At 66.6% G+C, this 14,379-nt stretch carries 22 protein-coding genes; 17 read left to right on the top strand and 5 right to left on the bottom strand.

Features of this window, described 5'->3' with window-relative positions; genetic code table 11:
• Nucleotides 1-100 precede the first annotated feature (100 nt).
• The 3 genes from ACWDZ6_RS26760 to ACWDZ6_RS26750 all read left to right on the top strand — a co-directional run bounded on the left by ACWDZ6_RS26760 (nucleotide 101) and on the right by ACWDZ6_RS26750 (nucleotide 1,984).
• Nucleotides 101-658: a hypothetical protein gene (locus ACWDZ6_RS26760; protein WP_451504857.1), complete on the top strand. Its 558-nt coding sequence runs from the start codon at nucleotides 101-103 to the stop codon at nucleotides 656-658.
• 283 nt (nucleotides 659-941) lie between these two features.
• Complete coding sequence (locus ACWDZ6_RS26755) at nucleotides 942-1,451, top strand: mycothiol transferase (protein WP_451504856.1); 510 nt, start codon at nucleotides 942-944, stop codon at nucleotides 1,449-1,451.
• 188 nt (nucleotides 1,452-1,639) lie between these two features.
• A complete protein-coding gene (locus tag ACWDZ6_RS26750) occupies nucleotides 1,640-1,984 on the top strand; it encodes a DUF3140 domain-containing protein (RefSeq protein WP_451504855.1) in 345 nt (114 codons plus the stop codon).
• 104 nt (nucleotides 1,985-2,088) lie between these two features.
• On the opposite strand, the gene ACWDZ6_RS26745 is transcribed toward ACWDZ6_RS26750, so the two are convergent.
• From ACWDZ6_RS26745 to ACWDZ6_RS26725, 5 genes are all read right to left on the bottom strand, one after another.
• Nucleotides 2,089-2,262: a CsbD family protein gene (locus ACWDZ6_RS26745; protein WP_366729925.1), complete on the bottom strand. Its 174-nt coding sequence runs from the start codon at nucleotides 2,260-2,262 to the stop codon at nucleotides 2,089-2,091.
• Nucleotides 2,263-2,392: 130 nt separating this feature from the next.
• Entirely contained in the window at nucleotides 2,393-2,926 is a 534-nt protein-coding gene (locus tag ACWDZ6_RS26740; RefSeq protein WP_451504883.1) for a type 1 glutamine amidotransferase domain-containing protein, read from the bottom strand.
• A 202-nt stretch (nucleotides 2,927-3,128) separates the two neighbouring features.
• On the bottom strand, nucleotides 3,129-4,679 hold the full coding sequence (locus ACWDZ6_RS26735; protein WP_451504854.1) for an FAD-dependent oxidoreductase: 1,551 nt from the start codon (nucleotides 4,677-4,679) through the stop codon (nucleotides 3,129-3,131).
• 97 nt (nucleotides 4,680-4,776) lie between these two features.
• The gene (locus ACWDZ6_RS26730; RefSeq protein ID WP_351451236.1) at nucleotides 4,777-5,022 is read right to left on the bottom strand and encodes a DUF6158 family protein; all 246 of its coding nucleotides are present in this window, start codon (nucleotides 5,020-5,022) and stop codon (nucleotides 4,777-4,779) included.
• A gap of 312 nt (nucleotides 5,023-5,334) precedes the next feature.
• The gene (locus ACWDZ6_RS26725; RefSeq protein WP_366729927.1) at nucleotides 5,335-5,490 is read right to left on the bottom strand and encodes a DUF6131 family protein; all 156 of its coding nucleotides are present in this window, start codon (nucleotides 5,488-5,490) and stop codon (nucleotides 5,335-5,337) included.
• A 351-nt stretch (nucleotides 5,491-5,841) separates the two neighbouring features.
• On the opposite strand from ACWDZ6_RS26725, the gene ACWDZ6_RS26720 reads away from it, so the two are divergent.
• The 14 genes from ACWDZ6_RS26720 (at nucleotide 5,842) to ACWDZ6_RS26655 (ending at nucleotide 14,224) form a co-directional block, all read left to right on the top strand.
• Nucleotides 5,842-6,162 (top strand): gas vesicle protein GvpO, encoded by a 321-nt coding sequence (locus ACWDZ6_RS26720; RefSeq protein ID WP_326654450.1) that lies wholly within the window; start codon nucleotides 5,842-5,844, stop codon nucleotides 6,160-6,162.
• A gap of 34 nt (nucleotides 6,163-6,196) precedes the next feature.
• Nucleotides 6,197-6,661, top strand: a complete 465-nt coding sequence (locus tag ACWDZ6_RS26715; protein ID WP_451504853.1) for a gas vesicle structural protein GvpA — start codon at nucleotides 6,197-6,199, stop codon at nucleotides 6,659-6,661.
• 3 nt (nucleotides 6,662-6,664) lie between these two features.
• Nucleotides 6,665-7,411: a GvpL/GvpF family gas vesicle protein gene (locus ACWDZ6_RS26710; protein WP_451504852.1), complete on the top strand. Its 747-nt coding sequence runs from the start codon at nucleotides 6,665-6,667 to the stop codon at nucleotides 7,409-7,411.
• A 1-nt stretch (nucleotide 7,412) separates the two neighbouring features.
• Nucleotides 7,413-7,661, top strand: coding sequence for a gas vesicle protein GvpG (locus tag ACWDZ6_RS26705; protein WP_451504851.1), 249 nt, complete (start codon nucleotides 7,413-7,415; stop codon nucleotides 7,659-7,661).
• A gap of 7 nt (nucleotides 7,662-7,668) precedes the next feature.
• Nucleotides 7,669-8,883, top strand: a complete 1,215-nt coding sequence (locus tag ACWDZ6_RS26700) for a histone protein (protein WP_451504850.1) — start codon at nucleotides 7,669-7,671, stop codon at nucleotides 8,881-8,883.
• A 6-nt stretch (nucleotides 8,884-8,889) separates the two neighbouring features.
• Nucleotides 8,890-9,873 carry an SRPBCC family protein gene (locus ACWDZ6_RS26695; RefSeq protein WP_451504849.1) on the top strand — a complete coding sequence of 328 codons (984 nt, stop codon included), beginning with the start codon at nucleotides 8,890-8,892 and terminating at the stop codon, nucleotides 9,871-9,873.
• Nucleotides 9,874-9,882: 9 nt separating this feature from the next.
• On the top strand, nucleotides 9,883-10,242 hold the full coding sequence (locus ACWDZ6_RS26690; RefSeq protein ID WP_326654456.1) for a gas vesicle protein: 360 nt from the start codon (nucleotides 9,883-9,885) through the stop codon (nucleotides 10,240-10,242).
• Complete coding sequence (locus ACWDZ6_RS26685) at nucleotides 10,239-11,042, top strand: GvpL/GvpF family gas vesicle protein (RefSeq protein ID WP_451504848.1); 804 nt, start codon at nucleotides 10,239-10,241, stop codon at nucleotides 11,040-11,042. Before ACWDZ6_RS26690 ends, ACWDZ6_RS26685 begins: the two co-directional genes overlap by 4 nt.
• 3 nt (nucleotides 11,043-11,045) lie before the next feature.
• A complete protein-coding gene (locus ACWDZ6_RS26680; RefSeq protein WP_326654458.1) occupies nucleotides 11,046-11,273 on the top strand; it encodes a gas vesicle protein in 228 nt (75 codons plus the stop codon).
• Nucleotides 11,270-11,548: a gas vesicle protein K gene (locus ACWDZ6_RS26675; RefSeq protein WP_451504847.1), complete on the top strand. Its 279-nt coding sequence runs from the start codon at nucleotides 11,270-11,272 to the stop codon at nucleotides 11,546-11,548. The genes ACWDZ6_RS26680 and ACWDZ6_RS26675 overlap by 4 nt, the downstream gene beginning before the upstream one ends.
• 197 nt (nucleotides 11,549-11,745) lie before the next feature.
• Nucleotides 11,746-12,801 carry a YihY/virulence factor BrkB family protein gene (locus ACWDZ6_RS26670; protein WP_451504882.1) on the top strand — a complete coding sequence of 352 codons (1,056 nt, stop codon included), beginning with the start codon at nucleotides 11,746-11,748 and terminating at the stop codon, nucleotides 12,799-12,801.
• Between the two features lie 180 nt (nucleotides 12,802-12,981).
• On the top strand, nucleotides 12,982-13,401 hold the full coding sequence (locus tag ACWDZ6_RS26665) for a phage holin family protein (protein ID WP_389176720.1): 420 nt from the start codon (nucleotides 12,982-12,984) through the stop codon (nucleotides 13,399-13,401).
• Complete coding sequence (locus tag ACWDZ6_RS26660) at nucleotides 13,398-13,958, top strand: DUF3618 domain-containing protein (protein ID WP_451504846.1); 561 nt, start codon at nucleotides 13,398-13,400, stop codon at nucleotides 13,956-13,958. The genes ACWDZ6_RS26665 and ACWDZ6_RS26660 overlap by 4 nt, the downstream gene beginning before the upstream one ends.
• Entirely contained in the window at nucleotides 13,958-14,224 is a 267-nt protein-coding gene (locus tag ACWDZ6_RS26655) for a DUF4235 domain-containing protein (protein ID WP_366729936.1), read from the top strand. The genes ACWDZ6_RS26660 and ACWDZ6_RS26655 overlap by 1 nt, the downstream gene beginning before the upstream one ends.
• Nucleotides 14,225-14,379 lie beyond the last annotated feature (155 nt).

Raw genomic sequence — 14,379 nt, 5'->3', positions numbered from 1 at the left:
GGCCGGGGCGCACGAGTACGAGGCGGTGGAGATCAGGACCTGAACAATCAGGCTCCCGCGTAGAGTTCACGCCTGGCGGTGTGGACGGGCGGGGGAGCGAATGAGCAGGGCTCGGGTGCGGTGGTGTGCGGGTACGTATGGAGTCCTGGCGCTGGTGGCCGCGGGCTGTACGGCGCCCGCGCCGGATGTCGATCCCACGCTGAGGAAGACACTCCAGCCGGTCGCGCATGACGCAGTGGTCGCCGGACTGGAGAAGGAGGGCGGCATGCTCGCCGACTCCTCGTTCGCCTCCACGGCCCGGTGGTTCTGTGCGGAGAAGGTCGTCGAGATTCGCGAGGCCGATGGCGGGTTCCTGAAGGTGGGTCTGGTCACGCAGTGCTTCGAACTGGCGGCGCGGGGCAGGACCCTTGTCGAGGGAACAGCCGTCCGAGGGCCATTGCTGATGGAACTGTCCAAGGACGGCAAGGGCGGCTACCACGTACGCCGCCAGGACAGTCCGCCCGACGGTGCGGGCTATGACGAGTGGATTGGCCGTTCGTTCTCGGAAGGGGGCGCGGCGTTGGTGCGGCGCGAGGACTGGGACCGTACGAGCACGCTGGAGTCGGCCGCCCGCACACATTTCCGGCTGCCGCCGGACGCGCCGGTCACCGCGCTGTAATCGCGCAGCCCGCGTCTCGGCTCCTCCGTCCGCCAAGGCCTCGGCCGGCGCGCTCGTCAACCAGAGGTCCGGCCGCTGCCTGGATGCGCCCGGTTTCAACTCGGCCAACAGCACCCAGGTGGTCGGGATTCTGAGACGTTACGCCCCTGTGCCTGTCCCGCTACCTCGTGTCGAACGCATGGACCGGGGCGGGAAAGGGGTCATGGTGGTTCAGGAGACATGACCACTGTGGTTCCGGAGACACAACCACGTGCCGGAACAGCCCAGGACCGAGGATCAGTGCATGAACAGCTCAGAATTGCTGGCGGACGCGTTCGAGCGGGTACGTGAGGCGGTACACGCGGCGGTGGATGGGCTTTCACCGGACAGCCTCAACGCCCGGCTGGACCCTGGAGCGAATTCGATCGCCTGGCTCGTGTGGCATTTGACGCGTATCCAGGACGATCACGTGGCTGATGCGGCCGCAGGGGAGCAGGTGTGGTTCTCCCAGGGCTGGGCGGACCGCTTCGAGCTGCCCATTGCGAGGGGGGCGACCGGGTTCGGCCACACCAGCAAGCAGGTCGCCGCGGTGCGGGTCCAGTCCGCCGAGCTGCTGCTCGGCTACTACGACGCAGTCCACGAGCAGACCATGCGATTCGTCAGCGGGCTCGACGACGCAGCGCTCGACAGCGTCGTGGACGAGACCTGGTCCCCGCCGGTCACCCTGGGCGTCCGTCTGATCAGCGTCCTCGCCGACGACCTGCAGCACGTCGGCCAGGCGGCATTCATCCGGGGCTCCCTGGAACGCCGTTGACGTGCTCCCGGCCCCGACCAATCCAGCGGGGACTCCTGCCACGGTCGTACGGTCGTCTCGGGCTCGACATGTTTGGAGTCCTGGCCGATCGGTCACCCGAGGGCCATCGGCAGGGCTGAGAAACAGGCTGCGTGCGATCGCCGGCGCGGCTGCCCGCAGGAGAGACGGCACGATGGACGGAGCCGAGCATGGGTGAGATGGACGCAGTCGAGAACGAGGCGCTCTGGGACGAGTTTCATCAGTTGGTGAACATGACGTCCCAGGAACTTGGCGCATGGCTCGAGACCCGCGAGGCGGCCGAGAGTACGGAAACATTGCCGGCGGGCGTCGACACCGAGGCGGGCCGGCATGTGCTGTCGATTCTGCTGAAGCGGCGTGTCGATCTCACCGACGATGACGTACAGCTCATGCACCAGGTCGTGGAAGCGGTCGAAACGCGGCAGGAGCGGGTAGATGGCGCCGGGGACATTGAGTGGCGTCACAGCCTCATGACCCTCGGGCACGATCCCCTCAAACCGGGAAGCCGAAGGTAAAGCTGGGTCCGGCCCGAACGGTTGCGGGCGGAGAAGCCGGTCTGCGCCAGAGGGCTGGACCTGAGGCGGGGGCGCCACAGGTCCAGCCCTTGAGTAATCCCGGCTTACCGTCCGGACTTCTTCACTCGATCGGCCGCCTTTTCCGCGGCTTCCTGGGCCTTGCCGGCGATCTGCTCGCCGCGGCCTTCCGCCTGCATATCCAGGTCGTCGGTGGCCTTGCCGACCGTTTCCTTCATCTTTCCCTTGGCCTGCTTCGCCTTTGCTTTTGCCTTACTCATGATCGTTGCCCTTTCGCGTGGGGTGGGCTGATTACCCATCCTGCACTTATCACCCAGAGTGCGCATTTGGGTGGCTATGGGTTATCACTGAGGGTGGCTGTCCATCGGTCTCTCCCCCTGAGTACGCAGTTCAGTAGCCGAACTCCGGGATGAACGCCGAACAGAAAGCCTTCAGATCTGCGGGCTTCCGGCTCGTGATCAGGGTGGCGGGGGCGGCACGGCAGACCTCGACCTGCTCGTCCACCCATGTGCCGCCCGCGTTGCGGATGTCGGTCTGCAGACTGGGCCAGGAGGTCAGCGTCCTCCCGCGTACTACGTCGGCCTCCACCAGCGTCCAGGGGGCGTGGCAGATCGCCGCCACCGGCCTGGCGATGTCGAAGAACTGTCTGACGAATGCGACCGCCGATTTATCCATGCGCAGTGCGTCCGGATTGGCGAGGCCTCCGGGAAGTACCAGCCCCACGTAATCCTCGGCGTTGCTCTCGGTGACCGTACGGTCGACGGGGAAGGTGTCGGCCTTGTCGAGGTGATGGAAAGCCTGCACGCGTCCGGATTTCGTCGAGATCAGTTCCGGTTTGCCACCCGCTTCGACAACAGCTTCCCAGGGGGCGGTCAGTTCGACTTGTTCCACACCCCCGGGAGCCATCACAAACGCCACTCGCACGGGACTCACGGCCTTTCATCTTGCGCGGCGATATGTACCGTCCATCTCCACCGCGACTGCCCACATTGCGGCGTGATATCCGAATTTTTCGGAAGTTCTCGGACCGAATGGCAGAAGCTGGGCTGCCTTGCGCGATCCTGTCGGCGAGCCGCTGGGAGTCCGGGAGCAGACCGGCATGCGCGTGTCCGCGCCCGCGCGGCCTTCATCCCCCGGTTCCGGGTACCTCGCGGGATTCCAGTCCCTTGGTGGCGGGTCCGTGCAGGACAGAGCCGTCCGTCGCGAAGCGGGAGCCGTGGCAGGGGCACTCCCAGACCCGCTCGGCATCGTTGAACTGCACCAGACAGCCGAGGTGGCTGCAGCGCGCGGAGAGAACGCGGGCGTTCCCGGACTCGTCGCGGTACACGGCGCAGCGCCTTCCCTCCAGCCGTACGACCGCTCCGCTGCCGGGCGGGATGTCGTTCACCGAGTCGACGTGGTGGGTGTGCAAGCGGTCTCCGACGAAGTGCCGGGCGACTGCGGTCTGGAGCTTCGCCAGCTCCGCCGTCTCGCTCACTCCGGGCAGCCTCCGCGGGTCGTAGAGGTCGGTCCAGGCAGGCCGGCCGCCGCCTGCCACATGAGCCGCGAGCAGCCGGCCTGCCATCACCCCGTTGCTCATGCCCCAGCCGCCGAAGCCTGTGGCCACATAGAGGTGTTGGGTGCCCGGGTGGGCATGTCCGACGTACGGCAGGTGGTCGCTCGAGTCGTTGTCCTGCGCCGACCAGCGGTAGGCGCTGTCGGCCTCGGCGAAGCCGGGCAGCCGCTCGCGCGCCCAGGAGTCGAGACGCTCGAACCGTTCCCGTACGCCTCCGGCCCCCGGCTCGAACGATTCACCGGTGACGATGAGCAGTCGGCGTCCTTCGTCGAGGGGAGCACTGCGCACCGAACGCACCCTGTCCTCGGGACTCATGTACATGCCCGTGGGCGCGAGAGCGGCCGGCACCGGCGCGGCGATCACCAGTTCCCGCCGGGGCTTGAGCCGGGTGAAGAGGAGGGTGCGGTCGAATACCGGGTAGTGCGTCGCGATGACGGCATCCCGCGCCTCAACCGCGACTCCGCTCTCCGTCGACAGTCGGCAGCGGCTGCCGTCGTGGAGCGTGATGACACGGCTGCGTTCGTGAACGCGACCGCCCGCGGCGACGAACTTCTCGGCCAGGGCGAGCAGGAACTTCCGCGGATGGAATTGGAGCTGGCCCTCGACGCGCACCGCGCCGGACACCGGGAAGGGGAGTTCTGTCTCGGTCACGAAGGAAGCGTCGAGTCCTGCCCTTCGGGCCGCCTCCGCCTCGTCCCTGATCTCGTCCGCGCGCTGCGGATCCTCCGCGTACGTGTAGGCGGGGGCGCGCTCCAGGTCGGCGTCGATGTCCAGCTGGGCGCAGAGAGCGGCGGTCCGGTCGACCGCGTCCTGCTGCGAGAGCGCGTACAGCCCGGCGTTGTCGGCGCCGTGCTTCGCCTCGAGCCGCGCGTATCCCAGACCGTGCAGGGACGTCAGCTTGGCTGTCGTGTATCCGGTCACTCCGGCGGCGATCCGGTCAGCCTCCAGGACGACGACGTCCAGGCCGGCACTCAGCAGTTCCCATGCGGTGCACAGGCCTGCGATGCCACCACCGATCACGGCGACGTCCGCGGTCAGGTCCTTGCCGACGGGTGGGTATCCGGTCTCGGGAGTGGTGGCCATCCAGTACGACTCGTCAATTGTCGGGCGTTCCGAAGCCATGATTCCCGCCTTCCCGCTCTGCCTTACGGCTGACGGCGGCGCGCGTGGACGGGCTTCCCTCGGCGCAAGGCGCCGAGGGTGCGACGTCTCGCACTGGTCACTCGGTCCTCGCTCGGGCGCCTTCCCGTGTCCTGCCGCTCGCCGCGGGGCGGTCGGAATGGCGCTTCAGATACTCGGCTTCCAGTTCCGTCATGCGGATGCTGTGCGCCACCAGTGCGTTCTGTGAGCCGTGCAGCAGTGTGTCGTGCCGCGTGCGGTGAATGGTCTCGAGCTCCCGCAGCAGCTGCTGGTCGTCGAGATCTGCCGGGCCCACACCCCTGCGCCTGCCTCCAGCGTCGGTCATCGATCTTCCTTCCGTCCGCTCCCCTCGGGTACCGGTTACCCGTCGGGGAAGCACCGACACGCCGGATCGGAGGCACCGTTGCCGGGAGCGTGCGGGACCGGGGGCCGCAGTGGCCGCGGTCACGCGTTCAGGGTGCCGGCGCGGGCCGGCGCACCGAGCCGCCCGCGAGAGGGCCAGGTCTGCCGTCGTCATGTCGCGCCGCCATGTCCGGCTGTTCCCTCGGTAGTCGGGTGGCGGACAGCCGTACCGGGGCCGTATCTCCGTCAGATGTATGTGCATGAAACTACGCGAGCGCCCCCGTAGCGCGCTCCTCTACCAGTAGTGCCGCCGTCCGCCGACCGCGTGCCCGACGGACCCCAAGATCCACAAAATTGCCCCGATCACGATCAGGATGATCCCGATGGTCCAGAGGATGCTGATACCGGCCACGAATCCGATGACAAGCAGAATGACGCCCAGAGCGATCACGGTGTCCTCCGATGCCGCAAATAGATGCCTTTACCACTTTGCTCTTCGGCTGATCAGGCGGCAACCGCTCTCGGGTCCACACTGTGCCCGGGCGCCGCCGGGGCTCGTTGTCGGTGACCATGGCCGCGGTTGACCGTTCGGCCCGCGGTAGAGGCAGGCGTGCGAGGCACTCGACGTGCCGTGCCGACACTGCGCGAACTGTTCGGCGCCGCGGGGCGCACCCTGGTGCTGAGCTGCCGGTCGGCCGGGCGGCCGGAGCGGACACCGCTTTCGGGGAGACGAGGGTGCAGCTACCACGCCGACGGCTCATTACAAGATGCGCCGTGCCTGTTGGCGATGAGACTTGTACTTATGGCAGAAGAGCGGCGCACGCGGGATCGGTCCTCGGTGAAGACGTCGGGCCGGCGAACCTCTTCCCCCCGGGGGCCGGAGCAGGCTGCCCGCGATGCCTGCCAGCAGCTGGAGCGGCTGATCAGCCATTCGGTAGAGGGTGCGTCGGCAGTACGGCGTACTGAAGACGGATGGTGCGTCGTCGTGGACGTTCTTGAGGTGGCTCGCATTCCGGACACAACGAGCTTGCTCGCCTCGTACGAGGTGCAACTCGATCAGAGCGGTGAGCTCTTGGAGTACCGCAGGGTCCGCCGCTATCGAAGGGGCTCCGCCGACGAGTGATCTGCGCTGCCCGACCAGCTGAGAGGACGACCCTATGCCCACGACCGTCTACTCCGACGAGGTTGCCTGCCCGCCGCGCGCCGGCACGTTGTACGACGTGCTGGAACTCATCCTCGACCGGGGCATGGTCATCGACGTGTTCATCCGGGTCTCACTGGTGGGCATCGAGATCCTCAAGATAGACGCCCGCATCGTGGTCGCCAGCGTCGACACCTATCTGCGGTTCGCCGAAGCGTGCAACCGACTGGACCTGGAGCGCGACTCGGGCAGCACCACCGTCCCGGAGCTGATCGGCGGCGGTGCGGCCAAGTCTGTCGGCAAGCGCAAGGTGAGGAAGGCCGCGGAAACCGTGGGTGACACCGTGCGGAAGGCGGTCGGAGGCCGCGATGACGACGAGTCCGACGAGTCCGAAGAGTCCGAAGAGGAGCAGCAGGAGCGTCCGCGTCGGCGCTCGTCTGCCGGCAGCGGGGCCCGCCGACGCCGACGCGTGGAGGCATGACCGGTGACGAACAACGGTGTGTACGTCTACGCGATCATCCGGACCGGAAGGCCGTTGCCGGCTGACGCTGCCGGGGTGGGCAGCCCGCCTGCTTCCCTGAGGGTGGTCCGGCAGGGGCCTGTCACCGCCGTCGTCAGCGATGCGCCCCCGCAGTTGCGTGCACGGCGTCGGGATCTTCTCGCACACCAGGACCTTCTGATGCACCTGGCTGACGGCGGACCGGTGCTGCCGATGCGCTTCGGAATGGTTGCACCGGACGAGGAGGCCGTGCGCAAGCAACTGGCGGCCGCCGAGACGCGCCACATCGCGGCGTTGGAGCACCTGGACGGCGGGGTCGAGATGAACATCAAGGCCCTTCCGGCCCAGAACGGCTTGGCCGCCCTCGTCGCCGAGGACAAGAACATCCGGCGACTCCGCGAGGATGTACGTCGCCATCCCAGCTACGACGCCACTCTCCGGCTGGGTGAAGCCGTGGCCGGGGCGCTGTCCCACAGGGCGGCCGAAGCCGGTCAGCGGGCGGTGCGCGAGCTCACGCCCGTGGCCCGCGCGGTGGCAGCGGGACCGGAAGTTCAGGGGTGCGCTCTCAACGTGTCCTTCCTCGTCAACCGGAGCGACAGCGACGTCTTCCGAACGACGGCGCAGCGGTTTGCCGATGCCCACCGTGAACGCGTCGAGCTTCGCATTGCGGGGCCCCTGCCGTGCTACAGCTTCGTCGGCGCAGAGGGCACTCCCACGCCGACTGGAGCATGACATGGGACTCCTCACGGGACTGCTCACATTCCCTCTCGCACCGGTCCGCGGAGTGATCTGGGTAGCGGAGAAAGTCGATGAAGCTGCCGACCGCCAGTTGCATGACCCCGCCGTACTGCGCGCCCAACTGGTCGCGCTGAATCAGGAGCTCGAAGACGGAAACATCAGTCAAGAGGAGTTCGAGCGGGAAGAGGAGCGGCTGCTCGACCGACTCCATGAAGCGACCTGTGCGCGGAATGAACGAAGGTGACTAACCCATGGACGAGCAAACCAAGTTGGCCCTCGCCGTGTCAATCGTGGGCGGCTACGTGCTGGGCCGCACCAAGAAAGGCCGACTGGCCCTCACCGTGGCAACGTATGTCGCTGGCAGGCGATTCGGGCTCGAACCGCGTCAGCTCGCCGCTGAAGGGATGCGCAGGCTGGGTGAGATCCCACAATTCGCCGAGCTGCAGGAGCAATTGAAGGGGGAAGTCCTCGACGCCGGCCGCAAGGCGGTGACAGCTACAGCGAACCGAGGAATGAGCTCGCTGGCTGACGCCATCAGTGACCGTACAGCGCGCCTCAGTGAGAGAGAGGAAGAGGAAGAGTACGAGGAGGAGCCGGAGGAGGAGTACGAGGAGGAGGAAGAGCCGGAAGAGGAAGAGGAGGAGCCGGAGGAGGAAGAGGAGGAGCCGGAGGAGGAGTACGAGGAAGAGGGAGAACCGGAAGAGGAGGAAGAAGAGGAGGAAGAGGAGGAAGAGCCGGAGGAGGAGTACGAGGAAGAGGAAGAGCCGGAGGAGGAGGAAGAGGAGGAGGAAGAGCCGGAGGAGGAGTACGAGGAAGAGGGAGAACCGGAAGAGGAAGAGGAAGAGGAACCGGAAGAGGAAGAGGAACCGGAAGAGGAAGAACAGGAAGAGGAGGAGCCGGAGGAGGTAAGTCCGCGACGGCGCCGCAGTGCGCAGAGGCCCCGAGGGCGTTCCACGAGGGCCGCAGCCAGGAAGAGGGCCCCGGCGAAGAAAGCCGCGGCGAAGAAGACGGCCCCGGCCAAGAAGGCTACGCCCGCCAAGAAAGCCGCAGCAAAGAAGACCGCCCCGGCCAAGAAGGCTACGCCCGCCAAGAAGAGCGCGGCGAAGAAGACGGCCCCGGCCAAGAAAACCGCGGCGAAGAAGACCGCCCCGGCGAAGAAGACGGCCCCGGCGAAGAAGACGGCCCCGGCGAAGAAAGCCGCGGCGAGGAAGAGGGCCCCGGCGAAGAAAGCCGCGGCGAGGAAGAGGGCCCCGGCGAAGAAAGCCGCGGCGAAGAAGACGGCCCCGGCCAAGAAGACCGCGGCGAAGAAGACCGCAGCCAAGAAGAGCGCGGCGAAGAAGACCGCCCCGGCCAAGAAGAGCGCGGCGAAGAAGTCCGCCCCGGCCAAGAAGAGCGCGGCGAAGAAGACGACGTCATCCCAGCGCGGCGCCAAGAAGACAACCAACCGCGCCGATCGCCGGAGGTAGCCAGCCATGGCCAGGACGCAAAGGAACGAGCCCGAGGCAGAAGAATCAGGTGTCGACCGTCTCCGCGAGGAGATGTCGAACTTCCTCAACACGCAGGTGGGACGACTCGCCGAGAAGGCAGGTGAAAAGCTCACTGGCGTCACGGACCGGCTTACCGATGTCGCCGAGAACGGCGGGTCCCTCCTGCCTGCGCTCGGCTCCATCATGCAGGGAGAGTCGCCGCTGAAGGCCTTTTTCACCCAGAAGGCAAAGAGCGTCAAGGACAACGTCGTGGACAAAGCCAAAGACGCCCTGGGTGGAGGCAAGAAGAAGGGCAAGGGCAGCGGCGGCAAGTCCATGAACATCATCGAAGTCCTCGATGTGGGAGTGCCCTTGCGTACGGCCTACGACTACTGGACGCAGTACGACCAGTTCAGCAGTTTCACCAAGGGGGTCCGGGACGTCTCGATGAGCGACGAGATGACCAGTGACTGGAAGGTCAAGGTCGGGCCTTCCTCGCGGAGCTTCAAAGCGACCGTGCAGGAGCAGATTCCCGACGACCGCATCGTATGGACCTCCGAGGGACCCAAGGGCACCACTCGCGGTGCCGTCAGTTTCCATGAGCTGGCGCCGACTCTGACCCGCATCGTCCTGGTCGTGGAGTACTACCCGTCCGGGTTCTTTGAGAAGACCGGCAACCTGTGGCGCGCGCAGGGTCGCCGAATGCGACTGGACTTCAAACATTTCCAGCGGTACGTCACCCTCACCGATGAGGAGCCCGAAGGCTGGCGCGGCGAAATCCGTGACGCCGAGGTCGTCGTGTCCCATGAAGAGGCCATGGAGGAGGAAGAAGCAGCTGATGACGAGGCCGAGGACACGGAGGACGACTACGAGGACGGTGACGGAGAGGGCGAAGAGGAGGACGAGGAGGAGGGCGAGGAGGAAGAGGAGGACGAGGACGGTGAGTGGGAGGACGAAGAGGAACCCGCTGATGAGGAGAGAGAGGACTGAGGCGCCCACGTGACCGACGTCGACTTCAGACAAGGCTCCCACCCCGTTCCCGGGCCCCAGAATTCCAACCTCGCCGACATTCTTGAACGCGTCCTCGACAAGGGGATCGTTATCGCCGGCGACATCAAGATCGACCTTCTCGACATCGAGCTCCTGACCATCCGGCTCCGTCTTTTCGTGGCATCTGTGGACACCGCGAAGAAGGCCGGCATCGACTGGTGGGAGACCGACCCGGCACTGAGTTCCCGAGCGTCCCGCAGTGCCTTGCAGGACGAGAATCACCGGCTGCGTGAGCGCCTGGAGGCGCTCGAATCGAAGGTGGACGACACTTCGTCCCTGCAACGGACCAAGGAGAAACGAGGCACATGAAGGAGCAGGACCCCGACTCCGCCGATGCCGTCGCGACCTACGTCTTCGCTGTCTGCCGGACCCTGGAGGCGGCCACGGTGACAGGGCTGCCCGGCCTGACGGACGATGCGCCCGTGCGACACCTGCCGTTCGGGACGCTCACCGCAGTCGTCCAGCACGTGCCCGCTGCCGACTTCATCGACGAGGCCTGGCAGGAACGCCTCTCGGACCGCGATGCACTCGAGCGCTGTGCACGCGCTCACCACGAAGTGGTTTCGGTCGTTGCCGCAGGTGGCCCCACGATTCCCCTTCCGCTGGCGACTCTGTACCTCAGCGATGAGAGCGCACGGAAGAAGCTGCAGAGTGAGGCCGACCGTTTCCACGCTGTTCTGAAGCGCATCGAGAATCACGCCGAATGGGGAGTGAAGGTGTACGCCCCCAGCGCCCCGCCGGACACCGCCCGCCACACCACCCCGCCCGCTGTGTCCGCCTCTCCGGCCGCGGGTGCCGGACTTGCCTATCTGGATCGCAAACGAGGTATTCAGCAACGGCGTGAACGCCATCAGCAAGAGACGTTGCGCATCGCGGACGAAGTGGATTGCGAACTCCAGTCCCTGGCAACCGCGTTCCGCAGGCTGCGGACACATGGCCAGGAGCCGGCGGGCAATCGGCGGATTCAGATTCTCAACGCCACGTATCTGGTGGCTGAGCAACGCGTTCATGAGCTCCGCCGGCTTGCAGAGACGTTGCGGCAGCGGACCGGAGCAGAGATCGAGGTTTCAGGGCCCTGGGTGCCGTACTCCTTCGTCGGGGAGGTGTAAGCGATGACGCACGAGGTGGTGCCCTGGGATGCTCCGGGGCCCTTGTCGGGCCCCATTGGAGTCCCGCTCGTCGATCTCCTGGACCGCGTTCTGGGCACTGGCGTCGTCATCAGCGGTGACTTGGTCATCGCGATCGCCGAGGTTCCACTGGTGCGGCTGTCCCTGCACGCTCTGCTTTCGTCCGTCAATGAGCGAGTTCCCGCACCCTGGGCGGACGGAGGCCCTCTATGACGACCAGCCGGCTCGATGTGGACCGGGACCAGATGGGGCGCGACCTGGTCACGCTTGTTCTGACTGTGGTGGAGCTCCTCAGGCAGCTGATGGAGCGTCAGGCAATCCGGCGGGTTGGACTGGGCGACCTCACTGATGGGCAGGTCGAGGAGATCGGTACGACACTCATGCTGCTCGAGCAACGCATGACCGAACTCTGTGACCAGCACGGGCTGCGGCAGGAGGACCTCAACCTCGACCTCGGACCACTCGGAACCCTGCTTCCGCGCAGCTGAATCCGGAACCGAGCCGCAGGTGGCAGTGCTCGGGTCCGTTCTCGAAGGCTTCGAGATGGTGACACCGTGCGCCTGCCCCAGTACGGCGCGGTGTCGGCTGGGCGCCATGCCCGGTCACCTTCCGACCAGGCGCCGGGTTGGTGCCCGGCACCGGGTTCAGGACGTCGTTTTGTGGTTACCCGCACGGTATGGCACCGATGTGGCAGCGCAAGCGGGACGGCGGGCACCGTCAGGCAGGCCGTGGGACGGATTCGGGGCCGGACGGCGGCCGGATCGGGCCGGCTCCGCAGGTGGAGCGGGACGCTCCGGACGCGCCGACAGCGATGGAGAAGAAGTCGTGGAGGGCGGTGCTGAAACGGACGGTGGCGGAGTTCAAGGATGACGAGCTCGCCGACCGTGCAGCGGCACTGACCTATTACGGCGTGCTGGCACTCTTCCCCGCACTGCTGGTCCTGGTCTCGCTGCTCGGCATCGCGAGTGAGTCGGTGACCGAAAGGGTCCTGGACAACATCAAGCGGCTGACTCCCGGCTCGGCGCGCGAAATCATCTCGAACGCAATCGAGCAGCTCCAGGGCAGCAGTGGCACCGGATCGTTGCTGGCGATTGTCGGTCTGCTGGTTGCCCTGTGGTCTGCGTCGGGGTACGTGGCGGCGTTCATCCGCACGTCGAATGCCGTCTACGACGTGCCCGAGGGCCGCCCGGTCTGGAAGGTGCTGCCGGTGCGGCTGGGCCTCACGCTGGTACTGATGATCCTTGCCTGCGTCAGCGCGTTCATCGTGGTGTTCACCGGTGGTCTGGCCCGGCAGGCCGGTACCGCGCTGGGGATCGGGGACACGGCGCTGACGGTGTGGTCGATCGCCAAGTGGCCGGTCCTGGTGGTGCTGGTCACCATCATGATCGCGATCCTGTACTGGGCGGCGCCGAACGCGAAAGGACGCGGATTCAAGTGGATCAGCCCGGGGAGTTTTCTGGCCCTGGTGATCTGGATGATCGCCTCTGCGGGCTTTGCGTTCTACGTCGGGAACTTTGCCTCCTACAACAAGACGTACGGCACCCTGGCCGGCGTGATCATCTTCCTGGTCTGGCTGTGGATCACAAATCTGGCGATCCTGCTGGGCCTGGAATTCGACGCGGAAATGGTCCGCGAACGCGCGATCATCGGCGGCCACCCCGAGAAGGAAGAGCCCTACGTGGAGCCGCGTGACACCCGCACGTGGACCGAGGAGGAACACAAGGAGATGGGCGACCGCTGACCCGCCCACGTCCGGAAAATCGCGAACGGTCTCAAGCGGGGCGTTGCGTCCGGCGACGCGAAAGGGGTGATCATGCCTCCATGGCTGCCTCGGCCGGGGCGGCGGACAGCCGAATGGGCGGGCCGGGCTCGGGTACTCGCGAGGAGATCAAGCCGTGCACGAACCGAACGGAAGGTCACCATGAACAGGTCAGTGGACCAACCGCCGCGCCAGGCCTCCGAGGAATCGGTGAGCGAACTGGTCAAGCAGGCATCGGAGCAGGTCTCCCGGCTGATGCGGCAGGAGCTGCGACTTGCGCAGGCGGAGATGCAGCAAAAGGGCAAACGGTTCCGGAACGGTGGCGGCCTGTTCGGCGGAGCCGGCGTGATCGGTTTCATCGCCCTGCAGGCCCTCGCGGCCACCGCGATCGTGGCTCTGGACCTGATCTGGCCCCTGTGGGTTTCGGCGCTGACCGTGGCCGCCGTCCTCCTTGTCGTGGCCGGCGTGCTCGCTGCCGTGGGCAAGAAGCAGATCAGGCAGGCCACCCCGCCCACCCCCGAGCAAGCCATCGAGGACGTCAAGGAAGACGTCGCAGAGATCAAGGAGAGGGCACACCGATGACGGACAAGTCCCGGAAGAAGGACGCCACACCCACCCCTGAAGAACTGCGGGAGCAGGCCCAGGGCACCCGAGAGGAACTCGGTCAGACCGTCGAGGCGCTGGCCGCCAAGGCCGACATCAAGGCCCAGGCGCAGCAGAAGGCGGCGAAGGTCAAGAGCCAGGTGCAGGACAAGGGCGCGCACGCTCTCCACGCGGCGCAGGACAAGAGCACCCATGCCCTCCACGCTGCGCAGGACAAGGGCACGCACGCTCTCCACGTGGCGCAGGACAAGAGCGCCCATGCCCTCCATTTCGCACAGGACAAGAGTGCCCACGCCCTCCACGTCGCGCAGGACAAGACTCCGGAGCCGGTACGTGAAAAGGCCGCGCACGCCAAGCAGCAGCTGACCGAGACTGCCCACATCGTCGGCGAGAAGATCCAGGACAACACCCCGGAGCCGGTGCGCGACAAGGTGGGGCGGACGGCGCAGCTCGCGCGCGGGAACCGCACACTGCTCATTGCCGGTGCGGCCGCCCTGGCCGTCATCATCCTCGCCCGCCGTAGGAGGAAGAGCTGATGAAAGCGTCCAAGGTTGCCTACAAACCGGTCGGCCTGGCGCTGGGCGTCGTGAGCGGTGCTCTCGCCGGGGTGGCCTTCAAGCAGGTGTGGAAGGCCACCGGCCACGACCAGGACGCTCCTCATGCCACCGACCAAGATCGCGGCTGGCGGGAAGTCCTGATCGCCGCCATCCTGCAAGGTGCGATCTTCGCCGCGGTCAAGGCGGCGGTCGACCGCGGCGGCGCGAGCGCGGTGCACCGTCTGACCGGAACCTGGCCCGGCTGACTGCGACCGCACCGGATCCTCTGAAGGCCGCCGCGTCCACAGGGTGTCCAACGCGCCGCAGTCCGCAGGGGCGGGGCAGTGTAGTCGACTGTCCACCGTGGGGATGTATCTGTGCCGCCACCCTCTCGCTGACGGTTATCGGGGGGATACGCTAC

It is taken from the genome of Streptomyces sp. NPDC002926 (assembly GCF_053591755.1).
This window is presented reverse-complemented; position numbering and strand designations above follow the sequence as displayed.

What these genes read in the sequence shown, in the direction of transcription:
- ACWDZ6_RS26705 (WP_451504851.1), top strand. Translation starts at nt 7,413, where the DNA reads ATGGGACTCCTCACGGGACTGCTCACATTCCCTCTCGCACCGGTCCGC.
- ACWDZ6_RS26675 (WP_451504847.1), top strand. Translation starts at nt 11,270, where the DNA reads ATGACGACCAGCCGGCTCGATGTGGACCGGGACCAGATGGGGCGCGAC.
- ACWDZ6_RS26745 (WP_366729925.1), bottom strand. Translation starts at nt 2,262, where the DNA reads ATGAGTAAGGCAAAAGCAAAGGCGAAGCAGGCCAAGGGAAAGATGAAG.
- ACWDZ6_RS26700 (WP_451504850.1), top strand. Translation starts at nt 7,669, where the DNA reads ATGGACGAGCAAACCAAGTTGGCCCTCGCCGTGTCAATCGTGGGCGGC.
- ACWDZ6_RS26730 (WP_351451236.1), bottom strand. Translation starts at nt 5,022, where the DNA reads ATGACCGACGCTGGAGGCAGGCGCAGGGGTGTGGGCCCGGCAGATCTC.
- ACWDZ6_RS26755 (WP_451504856.1), top strand. Translation starts at nt 942, where the DNA reads ATGAACAGCTCAGAATTGCTGGCGGACGCGTTCGAGCGGGTACGTGAG.
- ACWDZ6_RS26655 (WP_366729936.1), top strand. Translation starts at nt 13,958, where the DNA reads ATGAAAGCGTCCAAGGTTGCCTACAAACCGGTCGGCCTGGCGCTGGGC.
- ACWDZ6_RS26660 (WP_451504846.1), top strand. Translation starts at nt 13,398, where the DNA reads ATGACGGACAAGTCCCGGAAGAAGGACGCCACACCCACCCCTGAAGAA.
- ACWDZ6_RS26760 (WP_451504857.1), top strand. Translation starts at nt 101, where the DNA reads ATGAGCAGGGCTCGGGTGCGGTGGTGTGCGGGTACGTATGGAGTCCTG.
- ACWDZ6_RS26715 (WP_451504853.1), top strand. Translation starts at nt 6,197, where the DNA reads ATGCCCACGACCGTCTACTCCGACGAGGTTGCCTGCCCGCCGCGCGCC.
- ACWDZ6_RS26735 (WP_451504854.1), bottom strand. Translation starts at nt 4,679, where the DNA reads ATGGCTTCGGAACGCCCGACAATTGACGAGTCGTACTGGATGGCCACC.
- ACWDZ6_RS26665 (WP_389176720.1), top strand. Translation starts at nt 12,982, where the DNA reads ATGAACAGGTCAGTGGACCAACCGCCGCGCCAGGCCTCCGAGGAATCG.
- ACWDZ6_RS26680 (WP_326654458.1), top strand. Translation starts at nt 11,046, where the DNA reads ATGACGCACGAGGTGGTGCCCTGGGATGCTCCGGGGCCCTTGTCGGGC.
- ACWDZ6_RS26695 (WP_451504849.1), top strand. Translation starts at nt 8,890, where the DNA reads ATGGCCAGGACGCAAAGGAACGAGCCCGAGGCAGAAGAATCAGGTGTC.
- ACWDZ6_RS26685 (WP_451504848.1), top strand. Translation starts at nt 10,239, where the DNA reads ATGAAGGAGCAGGACCCCGACTCCGCCGATGCCGTCGCGACCTACGTC.
- ACWDZ6_RS26720 (WP_326654450.1), top strand. Translation starts at nt 5,842, where the DNA reads ATGGCAGAAGAGCGGCGCACGCGGGATCGGTCCTCGGTGAAGACGTCG.
- ACWDZ6_RS26750 (WP_451504855.1), top strand. Translation starts at nt 1,640, where the DNA reads ATGGGTGAGATGGACGCAGTCGAGAACGAGGCGCTCTGGGACGAGTTT.
- ACWDZ6_RS26670 (WP_451504882.1), top strand. Translation starts at nt 11,746, where the DNA reads ATGTGGCAGCGCAAGCGGGACGGCGGGCACCGTCAGGCAGGCCGTGGG.